We start from the raw sequence: 17,678 nt of genomic DNA on the forward strand, positions 1-17,678 counted from the left end.
AGATCAGTCTATTCTCGGACAGCCTCCTAGCTGGCTCTGTCCCAGAGCAGTTTGATCACTGCCCCGGGAGACGCGCATTGCACACAGAGCCTTTGGATTGATCTTCCATACGCTTTATCCAATACAGCTAACACAGAGAGACGTATATTGAATTTTCAACAACTTCGTATCATCAGCGAGACCGTTCGTCAGAACTTCAATCTGACCGAAGTGGCCAACAAGCTGTTCACTTCTCAGTCAGGTGTCAGCAAGCATATCAAAGATCTGGAAGACGAACTCAATATTGAATTGTTCGTACGCAGAGGCAAGCGGCTCACCGGTCTGACCGAGCCCGGCAAGGCGCTGATCAAAATTGTCGAGCGCATTTTGATGGACACCCGCAATATCAAACGGCTGGCCGAGCAATTCAGTTGTCATGACACGGGACAATTGATCATTGCCACCACCCATACCCAGGCGCAATATGCGCTCCCTGCCGTCATCACTCAATTCAAACAAGCGTTTCCCAAAGTGCATCTTGTGCTGCATCAGTCCAGTCCGGGTGAAATCGTATCCATGCTGCTCGGTGGCCAGGCCGATATCGGCATTGCGACCGAAGCGCTCAAGGATACCAAATACCTGGTTTCCTTCCCCTATTACTCCTGGCATCACATTATCATTGTACCCACCGGACACCCCTTGTGCTCCGTTCCCGGCCTCACTCTGGAAGCAATTGCGGAATTTCCAATCGTCACTTACCATGAAGGCTTCACTGGCCGTTCCCGGATCGATCAGGCATTCATTCGCGCCGGGCTTACCCCCGATATCGCCATGTCAGCCCTGGATGCGGATGTCATCAAAACTTATGTGAATCTTGGCCTCGGGGTAGGAATTATCGCTTCAGTCGCATTCATACCAGAAAAAGATACCAATCTTGTGAGGTTAAATGGTGCCGATCTATTCGAACAAAATACCACTTATATTTCTGTCAGGCAGAACCATTATCTGCGCAGTTATGCTTACCGATTTATGGAATTATGTGTACCCGCGATCAATGAGGCTGTTATTCGTATGAATGTCGAACAGGAAACGGGCCCGTTATGAGGCGATCGGCTTTCGTGTATGATACCGTCTTAAAACTATCAACCAAAACTATTCATGCGTCAATATCTCGATTTGATGCGCCATGTGCTCGAGCACGGCCGTAAAAAAACCGACCGCACCGGCACCGGTACTTTATCCATTTTTGGCTATCAGATGCGTTTTGATCTGCAGGCAGGCTTTCCACTGGTGACCACCAAGAAATGTCACGTCAGATCGATCATTCACGAATTGCTGTGGTTTCTGCGCGGCGATACCAATATTCATTATCTCAAACAGAACCAGGTCACCATCTGGGATGAGTGGGCGGATCAGAATGGGGAGCTGGGGCCGATTTATGGCCATCAATGGCGCTCATGGACGGTCACGGACAAGGACTCGGTCGACCAAATTTCGCAAGTTATTCAGCAGATCAGGGAAACCCCGGATTCACGCCGGATGCTGGTCTCCGCCTGGAATGTCGGCGATCTCGGGAAAATGCGGCTGGCACCTTGCCATGTACTGTTCCAGTTTTATGTCGCGGATGGCAAACTGTCCTGCCAGTTATACCAGCGCAGCGCGGATATTTTTCTGGGAGTGCCGTTCAATATCGCATCCTATGCATTGCTGACGCTCATGATCGCACAATGCTGCCAACTGCAACCGGGTGAGTTTATTCATACTTTAGGCGATGCGCATTTATACCTGAATCATCTCGATCAGGCCCGTCAGCAACTCGGCCGGGAACCCAGGGCGCTGCCCCGCATGCAGCTCAATCCCTCAGTCACCAATATTTTCGATTTCAAGTATGAGGACTTCAGCTTGCAGCACTACGATCCCCATCCCCCCATCCATGCGCCGGTCGCGGTATGACCGGGCCCCAGCTTGCCATCCTGGCCGCAGTCGCGGCCAACCGGGTGATCGGCCGCGACAACGCGCTGCCCTGGCACCTGCCCGCAGATCTCAAGCATTTCAAGGCGCTGACCATGGGCCAGATCATCGTCATGGGGCGGCGCACATTCGATTCGATCGGGCGGCCACTTCCTGGGCGCGTGAATGTTGTGCTCACCCGTCAGCCGGATTTGCAACTGCCAGGCGTCGAAATTGCAACCTCGATGGAAGCGGTACTCGAACGCTTTGGCGAAGACACGCGAACGATTTTCATCATCGGCGGGGCCGAGCTTTTCCAGCAAACCCTGCCCTACTGCGACCGGCTATATCTCACTGAAATACAGCAGGCATTCTCTGGAGATACTTTTTTTCCGGCCTACGCGCGCGATGCCTGGCAAGAAATTTCGCGCGAAATCCAGCAGGATGATACATCCGGATTGACATACCATTTCGTGGTGCTGGATCGCAAATCAGCCAGCCACTTACCGCCAACCGGCGCAAACCCAGCGGCTGCGCAATGATCAATCCCTGGCCACCAGCGACTCGGTTTCGATCCGGGTCTGCCACTCTTTCATCCAATGACTGAGCCTATCGGCCGGCATCGGCTTGGCGATGAAATTGCCCTGCGCAAGATCGCAGCCGGTCTGACGCAACAATTCCCAGTCCCCCCTGTCTTCCACGCCTTCCGCGACCGTTTCCATGTTCAACTGCTTGGCCAGGGCAAGACTGGTATCATAAATTACACGCAGCGTTTCACTCTCCCAGGCGCGGTGCACAAATCCCTGATCGATCTTGAGCTCATCGAACGGAATATCACGCAGCTGCGCGAGCGAGGAATGGCCCGTGCCGAAATCATCGATCGACAAATGAAAACGTTTCAGGCGCAACCGGGTCAGAATCTCGAGTGAAACACGCACGTCGCCCATCAGCTGGCTTTCAGTGATTTCCAGCACGATCTTGTTCGGTGGAATAGCAGACTTGGCGGCCAATCGCACCACGACATCCTGGAAATCGAGCGATGCCAGGTTATCCATCGATACGTTGACTGCCACTTTCAATTCGTAGCCCGATTGTTGCCATAGCCTAGCCTGGGCGAAAGCCTGCTCGAGCACCTTCTGCGTCAGGGCATTGATCAGGCCATGTTTCTCCGCCACACCAATAAACTGATCAGGATAAACGATCCCATCCTCGGGATGCCGCCATCGTACCAGCGTTTCCACACCAGCCAATGCACCAGTATCGACCCGAACTTTCGGCTGATAATAGTTGACCAATTCACCCGACTCGATAGCAGCCTTAATGGCTGGGCCATCATAGGTCTTCTTGACACCGGCTGCACGCTCACCCTGCTGCACGGGAGGCGCCAGCTTGATCAACAACGCCTCCAATGCCTCAGGCTGCACGGGTTTTTGTAAATAGCCCAGAATGGTGATCTTGTGCGCCTGCACCAGTTTCTCAGTCGTTCTAAGCATGCGCTCATCCTCGCCGCTGACCAGAATCAGGCTTCCAACATACCGGCGGCCGACCAGATGGCGCACGAATTCGATGCCATCCATGCCAGGCATGTTGAGATCGAGCAGAATCAGATCGGGCCGGCGATCGGCGTCATCGATCAGCACCAGTGCATCCTCGCCCTTCTCGCAGCAACTGATATGCACAACCCCCTGTTTTTCCAGCATGCGCGCCAGAATCTTCAGGATGAAGGGATCATCATCGAGAATCAGAATCTTGATGGCGGATAATTTGGTCATAAATCACTTTCATAAAAATAATGCAATCCGAGAACCCTCGTTGCTTGGATCGGCAAGCAGGAACGTGCGAGCAAGTGTCGCCGATCACCCACAGCTTCCGGATCCAAATTCAATCGATCCAGAATGCGCCGCGCCGCCGCTTCAAATACCAGGATGAACGGTCATCCGCGCGGCAGGCGCCATAACGAAAAGACGGCGGCAAACCTGGCAGCTTGAAGCGCAGATCAATAAACCAGATACAAGTACCGGAGCCAGTATAGTCGATGCCATCCAGAACCGGAAATTTTGCAAAGTCGCGAAACGAAGCCATCGCCGGCTGCTGCCAGGCCAACCGGGCCAGCGCTGCTTCAGCCGGGGAAGGCGCTGCGTACAGACCGTATACTTGCCAGTCGGCCATCGTCAACGGACGATAGGCTGCCACCATCTGACGCAACCAGTTCCCGCCATCGGCGGATTCAGCCGGCACATCATGCCCCAAGTTGATCAAGGCCACATGCAACCGGTCATCCTCTGCAACGATCAGCATCCGGTTGAACGGCGACAATGGCTGCGGCAATACGCTGACAGCATGCGCTTCGAGCTTTTGTTGCACGGCATATTCCTCGGCGGCACGGACCGCTTCTGCTTGCAGCCCCCCCAAATAGGCAAGATACCCGCCCACGCCCAGCCAGGCAAGGATGGCATAGGCACGCTTGGCCGGCCTATACAGACTTGTCACCAGCCCGATGACTATCAGCCCTGTCAGCCATGGATCGACGACAAAAACCAGCGGCCAGGCAAAGCGGCTGCTGGAAAATGGTGCAAACAGCATCAGACCATAGGCCGTCACCAGATCGCCCAGGATATGAATCAGCAGCCCGAGACAGGCCGGAATGAAAAAATTGCGCCAGGCGGCACGCTGCCCCAGCCATCTGGCACACAAATGCGCCAGCAGCCATGCCCAGCCGGGCAGCATCAGCAAGGAATGGGTCAGCCCCTGGTGCCAGTTGAGATAGGTCAGGGTATCGACCAATCGCAAAACGATATCGATATCGGGAAAAGCTGCCGCCACACCCCCCACCAGTATTTGCTGCCGCCGCAACCGGACCGGGCCGGCCGGCTGCACGGTCCGCACCAGCAGTGCGCCACTGAGGATATGCGTGACGGGATCCATGCCTGTTCAGCGCCTTGACAGGAAGTTTGATCCGATCAGATCAATCGAGCTGTAACGGGAGCTGACGTGGACGGGAAACAGCCTGCCCATTGGCATGATGCGCACGCTGGTTAGAACCCGCCAGCCAAGGAAGCATCGATAGGTGACGCTGCAGAAACTGGCGGGTATAGCGCGCATCTTCGGATTCGTCCCGCATCCAGAAAAAAAAAGTCATGAGATAAATGCTGGTCAGCGCGCTTTCCTCAAGCGCGCGCCAGACAAACGTGGCATCGCGGTGAGCGGCTTCACGGATCCATTGCACGGTCTGGCTGACGCGCATGATGGCGGGCACCTGGATATGGATATGGCCAATTTCCAGTTTGGAAGCGATCATTTGCCGGGTAACCCTGCGCTGCACGGCCAGAGCATTCAACCAGGCCATGATCAGATGCTGAACCCGTTCGGCCGGCGCCAGTTCGAGAAATCCGGCCGACTCGGCTTCCCTGAGCATATGGCTATCGGCCCGGTCGAACCAAGCATCAATCAATTCATCCTTCTCACGAAAATGGCACCGGATATCATCCAGCGAGATCGCCAGCTGCTCCGCCATGTCATGCAGGCGCAATGCCTCCCAGGATGAACGAGCCGCCAGCATCACCGCGGTCTCGACGATGGCTTCGCGCATCGCATCATTATTTATCGTCATGTCAGCCTCCTCTGGTTTCATAATCTGGAAATAAAACCCGAAACATAGTATATATCTCACACTGCCGCTGCCGGGAACCTGTCACCATACGCTTTTTTCCAGCCAAGCGACAAGTTCGTTATTGATATACTATTTTTAACTACCGATGGAGACCATCAACATGAAGCAAACAATCAAGGCATCTCTCATCGCCGCCTGCGCCAGCGTACTGATTGGACAAACCTCCAGCGCATTCGCCGATCTCAGCAGCGATACCGAAACCCTGCTCAACTGGGCAGAGAGAACATTCCCGCATTTGTTCCCCACCCACCAGGCCACCCACTCACTCGATCCCTGGCGGTTCCGCTATTATCCGCAGACCAATATTTACGCCGGCATCAATACGCAAGATCAGAATGTGTATGTATTGGGCGGCCCCTGGGGCTATGACAACCCAACCCAAATCAGCCCGGTATCCACTCTCCTGGCCGACATCACCCAATCCGGTGGCGATGGCAGCATCCCCGCCTGCAAGACCGACGATATCCCAGAGGGCTTTGTTTATACCCAGAGCGGCAACGCCGTGAACATCACGACCAATGGCCAATGCATCAAGCTGCCGCGAGACACCAATTTCTGTGAAGCACCTGAGGAAGAAGCGCCAGCCCCGACCGGCATTTCGGTATTGACCACAGTAGAACTTCTAAATAATCAATGGAGTGGTGTCGAATTCAATAACGGGCCTACCAATATTCTGGATTCCTACGCAGGTAATACCTCGGTTTGTATCCGGAATGCTTCACCTGACCAAATAGGATTGACCATCAACTCAGATATCTGCTTGGACGTAACCGATGAAATGTATGATGAGCTATCAGGTCAACCTGGTATCACAATCACAGGCCCGAACATTACCCATGCCACTCATACCATAACGCGTAATGAACAGGTTGCCGATTGCTTCCAGACCGAAGCCATATCGATTCACGATGCCTATACCGGCGAGACCTGGATTAATATTGGTGGAGAATTCATTAATCCAAATAATTTAGGTGGTATCGGTGATTTGCCGAATTTCAATTTCTGATGCAATCCAAATCCGGCAGATGCAACGAGAATCCCGTAAGGGTCTACTCTCTTGATCGTATCTCTTGAATGCTCTCCCGCCCTCAGCTGTATCTTCTACAGCTGAGGGCGGTTTCCAGCATAAGTGCCTCAGGCGATTTTCTTCAACGTCAGCAACGGCGGTTCAGAGAGTGTGGCACGCGTGCCCAGCAGGCCTACCACCGTCACACCCACCACACCGACCAGTATGCCAACCAGCCCTATCCAGATATTGGGGGTATAGGTGATATGCAAGGCATATTTACCGATCAGATAGCCGAGCACACTCGCCCCTGCCGCCGCAAAAAACCCGGCCAGCGCACCCAGAATCGCGAATTCCACCGCCCAGGCACGCGCAAGCTGCTGTTTTCTTGCCCCAAGCGTGCGGAAAATTGCCGCTTCATAAATGCGCTCATCCTGTGTCGAGGCGATCGCGGCATACATGACAGCGAACCCCGCCAGCAAGGTAAACAGAAACACAAACTCGATTGCGCGCGTGACCTGCTCGATCATGCTTTGCACCCGCTCGATCACGCTGGCGACATCGATAATCAGAATATTTGGGAAAGCACGCACCAGATCCTGCAGGATTCTTGCCCGCTCGGGCGGCAGGTAGAAACTGGTGACATAGCTGGCCGGATAGTTATCCAATACCCCAGGCCGCACCACGGCAAAGAAATTGACCTGGAAGGTATCCCAGTCCACCTGGCGCAAACTCGTGATCGTGGCTGAGAAATCCCCCCCGCCGGTATAGAATGTCAGCCGGTCGCCGAGTTTGAGGCCGAGGGTTTGGGCAAATTCCACTTCCATCGACAATTCGGGCTCGGATGAAATAACGTCTGCCTTCCACCAATGGCCCGCCACAATTTCATTGTCCTGTTGCAGCGTGTCCGTCCAGGATAGATTGAACTCCCGGTTGACTAGTTGTTTGGCGCGCGGATCGGGATAATCCTCGAGGCTGACAGCCCGATCGTTGATTTTCATCAACCGCGCGCGCACCATCGGAAAGATTTCCGGCCGGACAATCGCGTGCTCATCGAAAAATGTCATCAGTGCTGCCTGCTGATCTGGTTGAATGTTCACCAGAAAGCGGTTGGGGGCCTCCTCCGGCAGCCGGGACTGCCAGTCCTGCAGCAAATCATTACGCGTCAACGTCAACGTCAACAAGGCCATCAACCCCAGTCCCAGTGCGGTCGCCTGTACCAGGCTGGGAATGGCCCGCCGGCGGATATTGGCCAGGCCATAGCTCCAGGGACTCGATCCCTGCGGACGGGCCAGCAGAAACAGCCTGATCAGCAACAAGCCGAACAAACCGAACAGAACAATCGCCAGCAGAAAACCCAACATGATCATGATACCAAGCATGAGCGAGCCCGCCTTCCAGATGAACAATGTCGACAGCATGGCCAATCCGAATCCGTAGCCGGCCAGGCTGTGTACATTGGTCAACTCCAGATCACGCCGGATCACGCGCAAGGCCGGCACCTGCCGCAAATTCAGCAGCGGGGGCAGGGAGAAACCCAGCAGCAGCACCAGGCCGGTCAGCATGCCTTGCATGGCGGGCAATGCCGTCGGCAGCGGCAACCGGATGCCGATCAACTCGGCCAGCCAGTGCGAAAGCACCTCCTGTGCCAAGCCGGCGAACACGCAGCCCAGCAAGCTTGCGGCCGTCCCGAGCATCACAAAATAGTATAAATAAAGGCGCATCAAATCCGACTCGGTTGCGCCCAGACAGCGCATGACGGCACAACCATCCAAATGACGCTGAATAAAACGGCGCGTAGCCAACGCGACCGCAGCAGCTGCCACCACGACACTGGCCAGGGCGGCCAGGCTCAGGAATTTGCTGGCCCGGTCCAGTGCCGAGCGGATTTCCGGGCGCGCATCCTGTATCCCCTCGACCCGTTCGTTCGGCGCCAGCCTGTCATCGAGCCAGCGTCTGAACTTGGCTACCCGGGCTTCATCCCCCGCCACCAATAGTTGATAGCTGACACGGCTGCCGGGCTGGATGAGCTGAGTCGCGGCCAGATCCTCTTCGTTCATCAGTAACCGTGGATTCATGCTGACAAATCCAACCGAATGATCCGGCTCACTTGCCACCAGGGCGGTGACCGTCATTTCCATGGCACCGACTTCGATTTTGTCGCCCACTGTCACTTTCAGCCCCGTCATAACTTTCTCATCGATCCAGACCGCGCCTGGCCGGGGAATGCCGTGCGCAATCCGGACCGGCCGGATAGCCGTATCATCGTTCGGTGGATCGGCCAGCTTCAATACGCCCCGTAGTGGATAACCGGGCGCCACCGCCTTGATACCCGTCAATAGGTTATTGTCCTCAAAGCTGATCATGCTGGGAAAGCGGGTCAGGCTGGTCGTTTCCAGCTCCAGCTTACGTGCATGCTCGGCATAGGCGGGTAGCAAAGGGCTATCGGATGTAACCAGCAAATCGCCACCCAGCAACTGGTTGCTCTCGCGCACCAGAGCCTTCTGCACCCGGTCGGAGAAAAAGCCAACCGTCGCAACCCCACTGACAGCAATGACAAGCGCCAGGGTCAGGATATGCAATTCTCCCGCGCGCCAGTCTCGCAACAGCATCCGCGAGGAAAGTCTGATCATATTCATTTCAAGTAAACCTCAGGTTGAAAGAGTGCACTGCACGCCACGCGGCACAAGTCTGCAGCCACTCGAGTTTGCTAACAGGACGAACCTTCCGCACCCGGCATTCCCTGGCTGGCCGCATACACCAGCCAGCCAGCTGGCTAGTACTCCGTACCGTCAATTAGCTTACAAATGAAATCGATGGATTCGCCTGCCAGGCTAGGCGCAAACCGCAGTCATAGCCGTAGCTATGGCGAGGATTTGCAACAACGCATGACAGGCGAAGGCGCGATTTCATGTAAGCTAATTGGCGGAACGGAGTACTAGCAACCACTCACTGTTCAGAAAAATATTCAGCATGCCAGATGCTTGTCAGCATCCATACCATCAGTCGACGGCCCGCCCAGCGACCAGTTTGATGATGCGCGAACAGCGCGCGGAGAGATGCTCGTCATGCGTGACCAGTATAAGCGTCGTTCCCTGCTCGCGATTGATCTCGAACATCAGCTCGATGATCTGGGCACCTGTGGCCGCATCCAGGTTACCGGTCGGCTCGTCGGCGAACAGCATCTTGGGTTGCGTCACGAAGGCCCGCGCAATGGCCACACGCTGCTGCTCTCCCCCTGAAAGCTGCTTGGGATAATGCTTGATCCGATTCTCCAGCCCCACCCGCATCAGCCAGACCTGGGCGGCCTCACGGGCATTGCTGGCGCCAGCCAGCTCCAGTGGCAACATCACGTTCTCCAGTGCAGTCAGCGAGGGCAGCAACTGGAATGACTGAAACATAAAACCCAGCAACCTGCCACGCAACTCTGCACGCTCATCTTCGTCCAACTTGAAGATATCTTCTCCATCCAGGTAAACCGTGCCGCGGGTCGGCACGTCCAGTCCTGCCAGCAAGCCGAGTAGCGTCGATTTGCCGGAACCGGAAGCGCCCACCACCGCGATCGATTCCCCCGCGCTGACTTGTAAGTTGATATCTTCGAGAATGGTCAGCATGGTCTCGCCGGTGTCGACCTCTCTGGTCAGATTATTGGCTTGTATGATAGGCTGACTGCTGTTTGTAAGTATTGACTGCTCAGTTGAGAGATGCTTTGCCATGAAAAAATTTTTGCTCATTGTATTATGTTTATTTGCTATCTTTCCTTTCAACCTGGCCTGGTCAGGAACGGGTTTAATGGTCATGGTGCTGGGGGACAGTTTGTCAACAGGCTATGGATTGCCACCGGAAACCGGATGGGTCTCTTTGCTCAAGCAGCAATTAAAAACCCAATCTCCTGATCACGAGGTCGTCAATATCAGCATCAGTGGAGAAATTACCCTGGGCGGACGCAATCGCATCGAACAGGCGCTCAACACTCACCAGCCGGATATCGTCATCGTTGCACTGGGTGGAAACGACGGTCTTCAGGGCAAATCGATTCGATCTATTTATGACAATCTGGAAGCAATTATTCTTACCTGCAAACAATATAATGCTGCCCCACTCCTGGCCGGGATGCAACTGCCACCTAATTATGGCATAACTCATACACGGAAGTTTCGTGAAATTTACCTACGTTTAGCCAGACATTATCAGCTGCCGCTGGTTCCCTTCCTGCTCGAAGGCTTCGGAGACCAGCGCGAATATTTTCTGGCCGATGGCATACATCCAAATGCCAAGGCACAGCAAAAAATCCTTGAGAATGTCTGGCCGGTACTGACGCCCTTGCTGGAATCGCTCCAGATAGAACGCGCGGCGACGGAAACCAGCGCCGAAGCGGATCCGGTCACGATTCAGTAATTGTCTCGGCAGCAAGCCGGGCAAGACTAGGAGGCTGTCCGAGAATAGCGATCGTAGGGAGGACGAGGCTGGTTGAGTTGGATTTTTCGATCGTTTGAGGCGAATAGTCGTTCTATTTAACGAAAAAGATCGGAAAATCCGGCCAATCAGGCTCGTCCGCAGTAGATCAGTCTATTCTCGGACAGCCTCCTAGTGTCAGTTCAAAACATGGCACAAACGCGGCCATGGCCATGCGGCATGATCAGGTCCATTCGAAGCGTGTCTTTTTTTGCAGCAGATGGATGATTTCGGCAGCAGGCAGCGGCTTGCAAAACAGATAGCCCTGGTAGAACTTACAATTCTTTTTTCGCAGAAAATCGAGCTGTTCAATTGACTCCACGCCCTCGGCCACTACTTCTATCCCCAGGCCATGTGCCATGGCAATAATGGCAGTCACAATGGCGGCATCATTTTCGTCAATACAGACATCCCTAACGAAATGCCGGTCGATTTTCAGCAAATCAATGGGGTAATGCTTGAGAGAACTCATGCAGGAGTAGCCGGTTCCAAAATCATCGATTGCAATTCTGAAACCCAAAGCTGATAAGCTGCGCAAAACAGCCGCAACTTGGTTAACATTTTTTGCCAGCATACTTTCTGTCACTTCAAGAGTGATGAGGTCTGCTGCCACACCGGTTTCTTGCAGGATGATCCTCACATCATCCACAAAATCCTTCATTCCCAGCTGCCGTACGGACAGGTTGATCGTCAGTCTGGGAACGGTCAGCCCTTGTTGTTGCCATGTATTGATCTGCAGACAAGCGGTTCGAATTACCCAGGCACCGATGGGCACGATCAGACCGGTTTCCTCGGCCAGCGGAATGAATCTGGCAGGTGGTACCAGTCCATCTTCCGGATGTTGCCAACGCAACAACACCTCCATGGATGCAATACTGGCATTGATATCATCGACAATTGGCTGGAAATGCAGTACGAGCTCATTGTTGTCCAGTGCTCTGCGCAAAGCAACCTCGGTTCTGTGCCGCTCGGCCATCAACTTGTCCAATTCCCGGGAAAAGAACTGGTAGCCATTTCGCCCGGCATGCTTCGCCTGATACATAGCCAAGTCGCCGCACCGGAGCAGCATTTTGACATCCTGACCGTCTTCGGGAAACAGGGCGATACCCACACTCGCACCCACACGCAGCACCTTGTTCTCGATACAGAAAGGCTGCATCATTTGTTCGACCAGTTTCTGCGCAATGATTTCCACATCGACAAGTGCTTGCACGCTCTGGATCAGAACGATGAACTCATCCCCTCCCTGGCGTACCACGATATCCTCATGGCGCATGCAGGCAAGCAATCTTGCAGCCACTTCCTTGAGCAATAAATCCCCCATCTCGTGCCCGAGCGTATCATTGATGCCTTTAAAATGGTCCAGATCAATGAACATGATCGCGAAACGCCCCTCTTCCTGACGCCGCTCTTCGATTAATTTCTTGAGTTTGCGCTTCAAATAACGCCGGTTGGGTAATTGCGTCAATCCATCATGATCTGCCTGATAACGCACATATGCCTCAGTCTCCTGGCGATCCAGCCAGGCGCCGAAATCTTCCGCAACCGATTGCACCAGATCCCGTTCTTCCGGTAACAAAAATGGTCTCGGTTCGCGGTAAGCGACCTGAATCCAACCGCGCACCCTGTGTTTGACACAAATATCGCTTTGCAGAGTGGATGGGTCTCTTGGCCGCACTTGATCAAGGGCATCGGAGGAATAGCGCTTTCCATCGAGATAAATTGTGCTCACGGCTGCTTGAGGAAATTGCATGGCCAATACTGTACGCGACAGAATCGTTGCAATCAGCGACGCAATACTTTGTGCCCGCAGGATTTCGCGCCGTATTTCGAATAAATGGTCTCTGGCCTTGAGGCGTTTTTCCAGATACGCTTCCCGTTCCTTACGCGCAGTAATATCTACCCTGACCGAGAGAAAACGGTCGATGTGATCATTGCCGCTCTTGATTGGCACAATCGTCGAATCGACCCAGTACAATTCCCCATGCTTGGTGCGGTTGCAGATTTCCTGATGCCAGATACGACCATGCGCGATTTCGCGCCACATATTGACAAAAAAGGCTTTTGGGTGCGCGCCCGAATTCAGAATACGGTGATCCTGCCCCAATAACTCGCTAAACGAATAACCGCTGACCCGGCAGAAAATATTGTTGACATGCAGGATACGCCCTTTGCGGTCAGTAATCGACACCAATGCCAGCCGTTCGATCGCTTCGATATAGGCCACCAGTTCAACATTGGCGATGTTTGTCTGCTCCCCCGATGAAATAATTTGAGCATGCTTCTGCACCCTCTGCTCGACTGCATCTATTTTTTGTATTGTTCCAAAAGTCTGTTGAACCATGCTGGCGTTCCGTTTGATCGCTTCACTTGTTGTTGATTTTCTCAGTGGGTAAAGGGTACCTCTAAAAATTCAGCGTTTTAAACAAGACCAGGCGAGAACAAAAAATGTTGACGCAGCATATGATGGATATGCTAGGAGACATTTTTTGTGAAACACGACGTATTGTGACGAAATAGGGATTTTTAGAGGCGCCTTGAAGTTTACAACCGATCTTCGTCCTTATTCTTCTCGAATTGTGCCAGAAAGCGCTGCAAGTCCCGGGTTAAGGGTGCCTCCAGATGCAAGGGCTCTCCGGTCGCCGGATGTGTACATGAAAATGTCGCAGCATGCAAAAACATGCGTTTCAAGGTGAATCCCCGCCAGCCTTTCATCAATTGCTTATTCAACTGAAAGTCCCCATATTTATCATCCCCGGCAATCGGGAAACCGAGGTGCGCCAAGTGTACGCGAATCTGATGTGTGCGCCCGGTCTTTAGTTCCGCGTTCAACAGGCTGAAGTGCTCCCAGGCTTGCTGCAAGGTGAACACGGTATGCGCCTGCTGTGTTGTATGCTGGTTAGGTTGGCCCGTGGCAATGGCAACACGTCTTTCACCCTCGGCCGTCAGATATTTGTTCAGTGGCAATTTAACGTTCTGTTTTTGGTTGCGCCACTTGCCGCGGACCAATACCCAATAGTGTTTACAAACCGTTCCCTCGCGGATTTGCCGATGCAGATCCAGCAGTGCTTGCCGTTTCTTGGCCAATAGCAATACCCCCGAAGTTTCTCTGTCCAACCGGTGCACCAGCTCCAGAAACTTCCAGTCAGGATGCTGAAAGCGCAATTGCTCGATGACACCGTGACTGATTCCGCTGCCGCCATGCACCGCCATGCCAGCTGGTTTGTTGATGACCAGCAGCCAATCGTCCTGATAAAGCACATCAAACGACTTCAACGATCGTTCCGGTTTGCCAGCGACGCTTCTGGCCGTGCGGGTGACGGGCGGAATGCGTACTTTATCAGCGCACTGCAAACGGTAGCTCGCATCGATACGCTTGCTATTGACGCGCACCTGTCCGCTACGAAGCAGCTGGTAAATATGGCTTTTAGGTACCCCTTTCAGGCACCTGAAAAGAAAGTTATCGATGCGCTGACCATCCGAGGCTTCATCGATGTGTTCTACAGCCACACGTTTTGGCATAATATCTGTCATAATTGCTTTACTGAATGCCCCGCTTTTACCTATACTTTTCACACCTGAATTCCTATATCTATTTTTCATGACGTGATTGCACAGTCAATAATGTTGTGGACCCGAATTTTCGAATATCAAATGCTGGAAAAAACCGGTTTTTGTCTGGTTAATGTCGCTCACCACGTGAAGTAGCGATCGTTATATATATTAATTTTGCGCGCTCAAAGCACACATAGATTCAAGTTCCTGGTTCCACGCTCCAGCATAGAGGTCATTGATCGGCCCTATCGGTCTGAGAGTGAAAATACCAAGTGGCAACTATCGATTGGTCAATTTCCCAAGGATACCAACATATGATCCGTATCATGACCCAATTATCCGAACAAAAAGCGCATGTATGCGAAAACTATTAGGATGCCACGCTGACAGTGAACGAAAGGTCTGCCCGTGAAAACCGAGCGCGGGAGGCACTAAATGAAACGCATGTTATTCAACGCGACCCAACCTGAAGAGTTGCGCGTCGCCATTGTCGATGGGCAAAAACTCATCGATCTCGATATCGAAACCGTAGGCAAGGAACAACGAAAAAGCAATATTTACAAAGCAACCATCACCCGTCTTGAACCCAGTCTGGAAGCCGCCTTTGTCAATTACGGCGCGGGACGCCACGGATTCCTGCCCTATAAAGAAATTTCTCCCACCTGCCTTGGCAAAAGCACTGATACAGCCAACCACCGTATCTCCGAATTGTTGCGCGAAGGCCAAGAGCTGATCGTACAGGTTGACAAGGATGAGCGCGGCAACAAGGGTGCAGCGCTCACCACCTATATCTCGTTGGCAGGCCGATATCTGGTGCTGATGCCCAACAACCCGCAAGGCGGCGGGGTCTCGCGGCGCATCAGTGCTGAAGAGCGGGCTGAATTGCGCGAAGTGATTGCACACCTGCACGTGCCAAGCGGCATGAGTATCATCGCACGCACTGCCGGTATTGGCCGGAGCGAGGAAGAGCTGCAGTGGGATTTGAATTACCTGGTTCAGCTCTGGCATGCAATCGAGGAAGCGGCCAATCATCAGAGTGGCATTTTCCTGATTTATCAGGAAAGTAGCCTGGTCATTCGCGCCATTCGTGATTATTTTCATTCCGAAATCGGGGAAATCCTGATCGACAACCCCGAAATATTTGAGCAAGCCTATCAATTCATGGCACATGTGATGCCAGCCAACGTTGACCGGCTCAAACTCTACCAAGATGATATCCCTTTGTTTTCCCGCTTTCAGATCGAGCATCAAATTGAAACCGCTTATTCCCGTCAGGTGACACTACCTTCGGGCGGCTCGGTGGTCATCGATCATACCGAAGCATTGGTCTCCATCGATGTCAATTCGGCCCGCGCCATTCGGGGATCGGATATCGAAGCCACTGCACTCAATACCAACCTGGAAGCAGCCGATGAGGTCGCCCGGCAATTGCGTTTACGCGACCTGGGCGGACTGGTGGTCATCGATTTTATCGATATGGAAGTCTCCCGCAACCAGCGGGAAGTGGAAACAACGCTGCTCAAGGCCTTGCGGCTGGATCGGGCACGCGTCCAGGTCGGCAAGATTTCACGCTTTGGACTGCTGGAGTTATCCCGGCAACGCCTGCGGCCTTCTCTAGGTGAAGGCAATTACATTCCCTGCCCCCGCTGCCATGGTACCGGCCATATCCGAGGCACGGATTCTTCAGCATTGCACATTCTCAGGATTATCCAGGAAGAGGCGATGAAGGAGCATACCAGTCTACTCCAGGTACAGCTGCCGGTTGACGTTGCGACATTTCTGCTGAATGAGAAACGATCGGAAATTCACTTGCTCGAAGCGCGCCTCAAGGTTGGCATTATTCTGGTTCCCAATATCCACATGGAAACGCCTAACTACGTCATCACCCGGCTGCGCCATGAGGATATCAAGTCAACAGAATTGCCTCCCAGTTACGAGATGGTAGAAAAAATTTCGGAGGAAATTCTGCCGCCAACGGCTTCCCAGGAAGTCAAGGCGACTCGCCCCAAAGCTGCCGTCACCGGCATCAAGCCCGATCAGCCTGCTCCGATACGCGAGGACAAGCCACGCGAGCAGCATTCGTTTCTCGATAAGTTTTTCAGTTTGTTCAGGCCGGCTCATAATCAGCTGCCCGAAGCAGAAACCGCTCAGGGCCTCACACCGGAACACCCCCCGCGGGCCGAGCGCAGCAAAAGTCGCCGCGATCGCAATCGCGGCAAACGCAACAAGGCTATGCTGACCAGCGAACTTCCAGGGCAGCAAATGGCCGCGAGTGCATCGCCACCGGAAGCGAGCGGCATACTGCTTCGCGAACAAACCGACGACCAGCTCCCCGACAATGGACAAAAAGCCCGTCGTCATCAACCCGCTAGTTCACCCGATGTATTCCCGGATCTGGCGGCCGCGGAAGTTTCAGCTAATTCAGAATCAGAACCTGTCAAGGAAGAAGCGATTCCAGCCATTAACCAGGCAGATGATAAAACGAGCGAAAAACGTGGACGGCCACGCCGTCGCCGTGGAGGACTGCATCGTGACCGGGCAGAACGTGCACGCCCCAACAAAACCACCGAATCCGATCAAGAAGCCACCCCAAGCACTGATGACGGTGCCACCGAACCCTCAGCACCCGTCGCTGCCCCGGCCGAGCCGCCGGTATCAGCCCCGGCAGCTGTCTCAGCCGAGGGTGCGGACATGCCAGAGCCGACGCCAGCAGAAAGCCCTATTCCACTCTTGGCAGCAGAAAGCGTAACGGCCGAGGTTGTACCGCAACAAGAAGCATCTGTCGAAATCGAGCAGCCTGCTGCCGAACAAGTAGAAGCCATCGAACCAGCCAAGCCGGCGGCTCACCAGGAAATGGTGCTGCCGGATCTTTCCCAGAGCGGACTGATTATGATTGAGACCCCGGCTGACAAAGTATCCGATACGCCGGCAGTGCAGGCACCCCCCAAAAGACCGCGCAAACGGATTCAGCATGTGGAAGCAACCAGCACCGAACCGTTGATACAGGTTGAAACCAAGGACTGATGCGGTGAAGCTGCGGCAGGTCGTGCCCTTGAAAACCGC

General features: G+C 53.7%; 13 protein-coding genes. 6 read left to right on the forward strand and 7 right to left on the reverse strand.

Annotated elements, in window-relative coordinates; genetic code table 11:
* Positions 1–147 precede the first annotated feature (147 nt).
* The 3 genes from ABTW62_RS04370 to ABTW62_RS04380 are packed head-to-tail and all read left to right on the forward strand — an operon-like array spanning position 148 to position 2,471.
* On the forward strand, positions 148–1,083 hold the full coding sequence (locus ABTW62_RS04370) for a CysB family HTH-type transcriptional regulator (protein WP_430903365.1): 936 nt from the start codon (positions 148–150) through the stop codon (positions 1,081–1,083).
* Between the two features lie 54 nt (positions 1,084–1,137).
* Positions 1,138–1,932 carry a thymidylate synthase gene (locus tag ABTW62_RS04375; RefSeq protein ID WP_430903366.1) on the forward strand — a complete coding sequence of 265 codons (795 nt, stop codon included), beginning with the start codon at positions 1,138–1,140 and terminating at the stop codon, positions 1,930–1,932.
* Entirely contained in the window at positions 1,929–2,471 is a 543-nt protein-coding gene (locus tag ABTW62_RS04380; RefSeq protein WP_430903367.1) for a dihydrofolate reductase, read from the forward strand. The genes ABTW62_RS04375 and ABTW62_RS04380 overlap by 4 nt, the downstream gene beginning before the upstream one ends.
* Here ABTW62_RS04380 and ABTW62_RS04385 read toward each other — a convergent pair whose 3' ends face one another.
* From ABTW62_RS04385 to ABTW62_RS04395, 3 genes are all read right to left on the reverse strand, one after another.
* Entirely contained in the window at positions 2,472–3,701 is a 1,230-nt protein-coding gene (locus ABTW62_RS04385) for an EAL domain-containing response regulator (protein WP_430903368.1), read from the reverse strand.
* Between the two features lie 109 nt (positions 3,702–3,810).
* On the reverse strand, positions 3,811–4,854 hold the full coding sequence (locus ABTW62_RS04390) for a metal-dependent hydrolase (RefSeq protein ID WP_430903369.1): 1,044 nt from the start codon (positions 4,852–4,854) through the stop codon (positions 3,811–3,813).
* Between the two features lie 40 nt (positions 4,855–4,894).
* Positions 4,895–5,539: a TetR/AcrR family transcriptional regulator gene (locus tag ABTW62_RS04395; RefSeq protein WP_430903370.1), complete on the reverse strand. Its 645-nt coding sequence runs from the start codon at positions 5,537–5,539 to the stop codon at positions 4,895–4,897.
* Positions 5,540–5,699: 160 nt separating this feature from the next.
* Between ABTW62_RS04395 and ABTW62_RS04400 the strand changes: the two genes are divergently transcribed.
* Entirely contained in the window at positions 5,700–6,605 is a 906-nt protein-coding gene (locus ABTW62_RS04400; RefSeq protein ID WP_430903371.1) for a hypothetical protein, read from the forward strand.
* Between the two features lie 128 nt (positions 6,606–6,733).
* Here the strand turns inward: ABTW62_RS04400 and ABTW62_RS04405 are convergent, their stop codons facing one another.
* Both ABTW62_RS04405 and ABTW62_RS04410 read right to left on the reverse strand, forming a co-directional pair.
* Positions 6,734–9,244, reverse strand: coding sequence for an ABC transporter permease (locus ABTW62_RS04405; protein ID WP_430903372.1), 2,511 nt, complete (start codon positions 9,242–9,244; stop codon positions 6,734–6,736).
* A 363-nt stretch (positions 9,245–9,607) separates the two neighbouring features.
* Positions 9,608–10,321, reverse strand: a complete 714-nt coding sequence (locus tag ABTW62_RS04410; protein WP_430903407.1) for an ABC transporter ATP-binding protein — start codon at positions 10,319–10,321, stop codon at positions 9,608–9,610.
* Between ABTW62_RS04410 and ABTW62_RS04415 the strand changes: the two genes are divergently transcribed.
* On the forward strand, positions 10,320–11,003 hold the full coding sequence (locus ABTW62_RS04415; RefSeq protein WP_430903373.1) for an arylesterase: 684 nt from the start codon (positions 10,320–10,322) through the stop codon (positions 11,001–11,003). The genes ABTW62_RS04410 and ABTW62_RS04415 overlap by 2 nt on opposite strands.
* Positions 11,004–11,244: 241 nt before the next feature.
* Here ABTW62_RS04415 and ABTW62_RS04420 read toward each other — a convergent pair whose 3' ends face one another.
* Both ABTW62_RS04420 and ABTW62_RS04425 read right to left on the reverse strand, forming a co-directional pair.
* Entirely contained in the window at positions 11,245–13,404 is a 2,160-nt protein-coding gene (locus ABTW62_RS04420) for an EAL domain-containing protein (RefSeq protein WP_430903374.1), read from the reverse strand.
* A gap of 200 nt (positions 13,405–13,604) precedes the next feature.
* Positions 13,605–14,594, reverse strand: a complete 990-nt coding sequence (locus ABTW62_RS04425) for an RluA family pseudouridine synthase (RefSeq protein WP_430903375.1) — start codon at positions 14,592–14,594, stop codon at positions 13,605–13,607.
* A gap of 456 nt (positions 14,595–15,050) precedes the next feature.
* On the opposite strand from ABTW62_RS04425, the gene ABTW62_RS04430 reads away from it, so the two are divergent.
* Positions 15,051–17,639 carry an Rne/Rng family ribonuclease gene (locus ABTW62_RS04430; protein ID WP_430903376.1) on the forward strand — a complete coding sequence of 863 codons (2,589 nt, stop codon included), beginning with the start codon at positions 15,051–15,053 and terminating at the stop codon, positions 17,637–17,639.
* Positions 17,640–17,678: the final 39 nt, after the last annotated feature.

The organism is Nitrosomonas sp. ANs5 (assembly GCF_050584665.1).
Lineage (GTDB): Bacteria > Pseudomonadota > Gammaproteobacteria > Burkholderiales > Nitrosomonadaceae > Nitrosomonas.

Coding starts and splice junctions, on each gene's coding strand:
- ABTW62_RS04375 (WP_430903366.1), top strand. CDS start 1,138: ATGCGTCAATATCTCGATTTGATGCGCCATGTGCTCGAGCACGGCCGT.
- ABTW62_RS04380 (WP_430903367.1), top strand. CDS start 1,929: ATGACCGGGCCCCAGCTTGCCATCCTGGCCGCAGTCGCGGCCAACCGG.
- ABTW62_RS04385 (WP_430903368.1), bottom strand. CDS start 3,701: ATGACCAAATTATCCGCCATCAAGATTCTGATTCTCGATGATGATCCC.
- ABTW62_RS04390 (WP_430903369.1), bottom strand. CDS start 4,854: ATGGATCCCGTCACGCATATCCTCAGTGGCGCACTGCTGGTGCGGACC.
- ABTW62_RS04395 (WP_430903370.1), bottom strand. CDS start 5,539: ATGACGATAAATAATGATGCGATGCGCGAAGCCATCGTCGAGACCGCG.
- ABTW62_RS04400 (WP_430903371.1), top strand. CDS start 5,700: ATGAAGCAAACAATCAAGGCATCTCTCATCGCCGCCTGCGCCAGCGTA.
- ABTW62_RS04405 (WP_430903372.1), bottom strand. CDS start 9,244: ATGAATATGATCAGACTTTCCTCGCGGATGCTGTTGCGAGACTGGCGC.
- ABTW62_RS04415 (WP_430903373.1), top strand. CDS start 10,320: ATGAAAAAATTTTTGCTCATTGTATTATGTTTATTTGCTATCTTTCCT.
- ABTW62_RS04410 (WP_430903407.1), bottom strand. CDS start 10,321: ATGGCAAAGCATCTCTCAACTGAGCAGTCAATACTTACAAACAGCAGT.
- ABTW62_RS04420 (WP_430903374.1), bottom strand. CDS start 13,404: ATGGTTCAACAGACTTTTGGAACAATACAAAAAATAGATGCAGTCGAG.
- ABTW62_RS04425 (WP_430903375.1), bottom strand. CDS start 14,594: ATGACAGATATTATGCCAAAACGTGTGGCTGTAGAACACATCGATGAA.
- ABTW62_RS04430 (WP_430903376.1), top strand. CDS start 15,051: ATGAAACGCATGTTATTCAACGCGACCCAACCTGAAGAGTTGCGCGTC.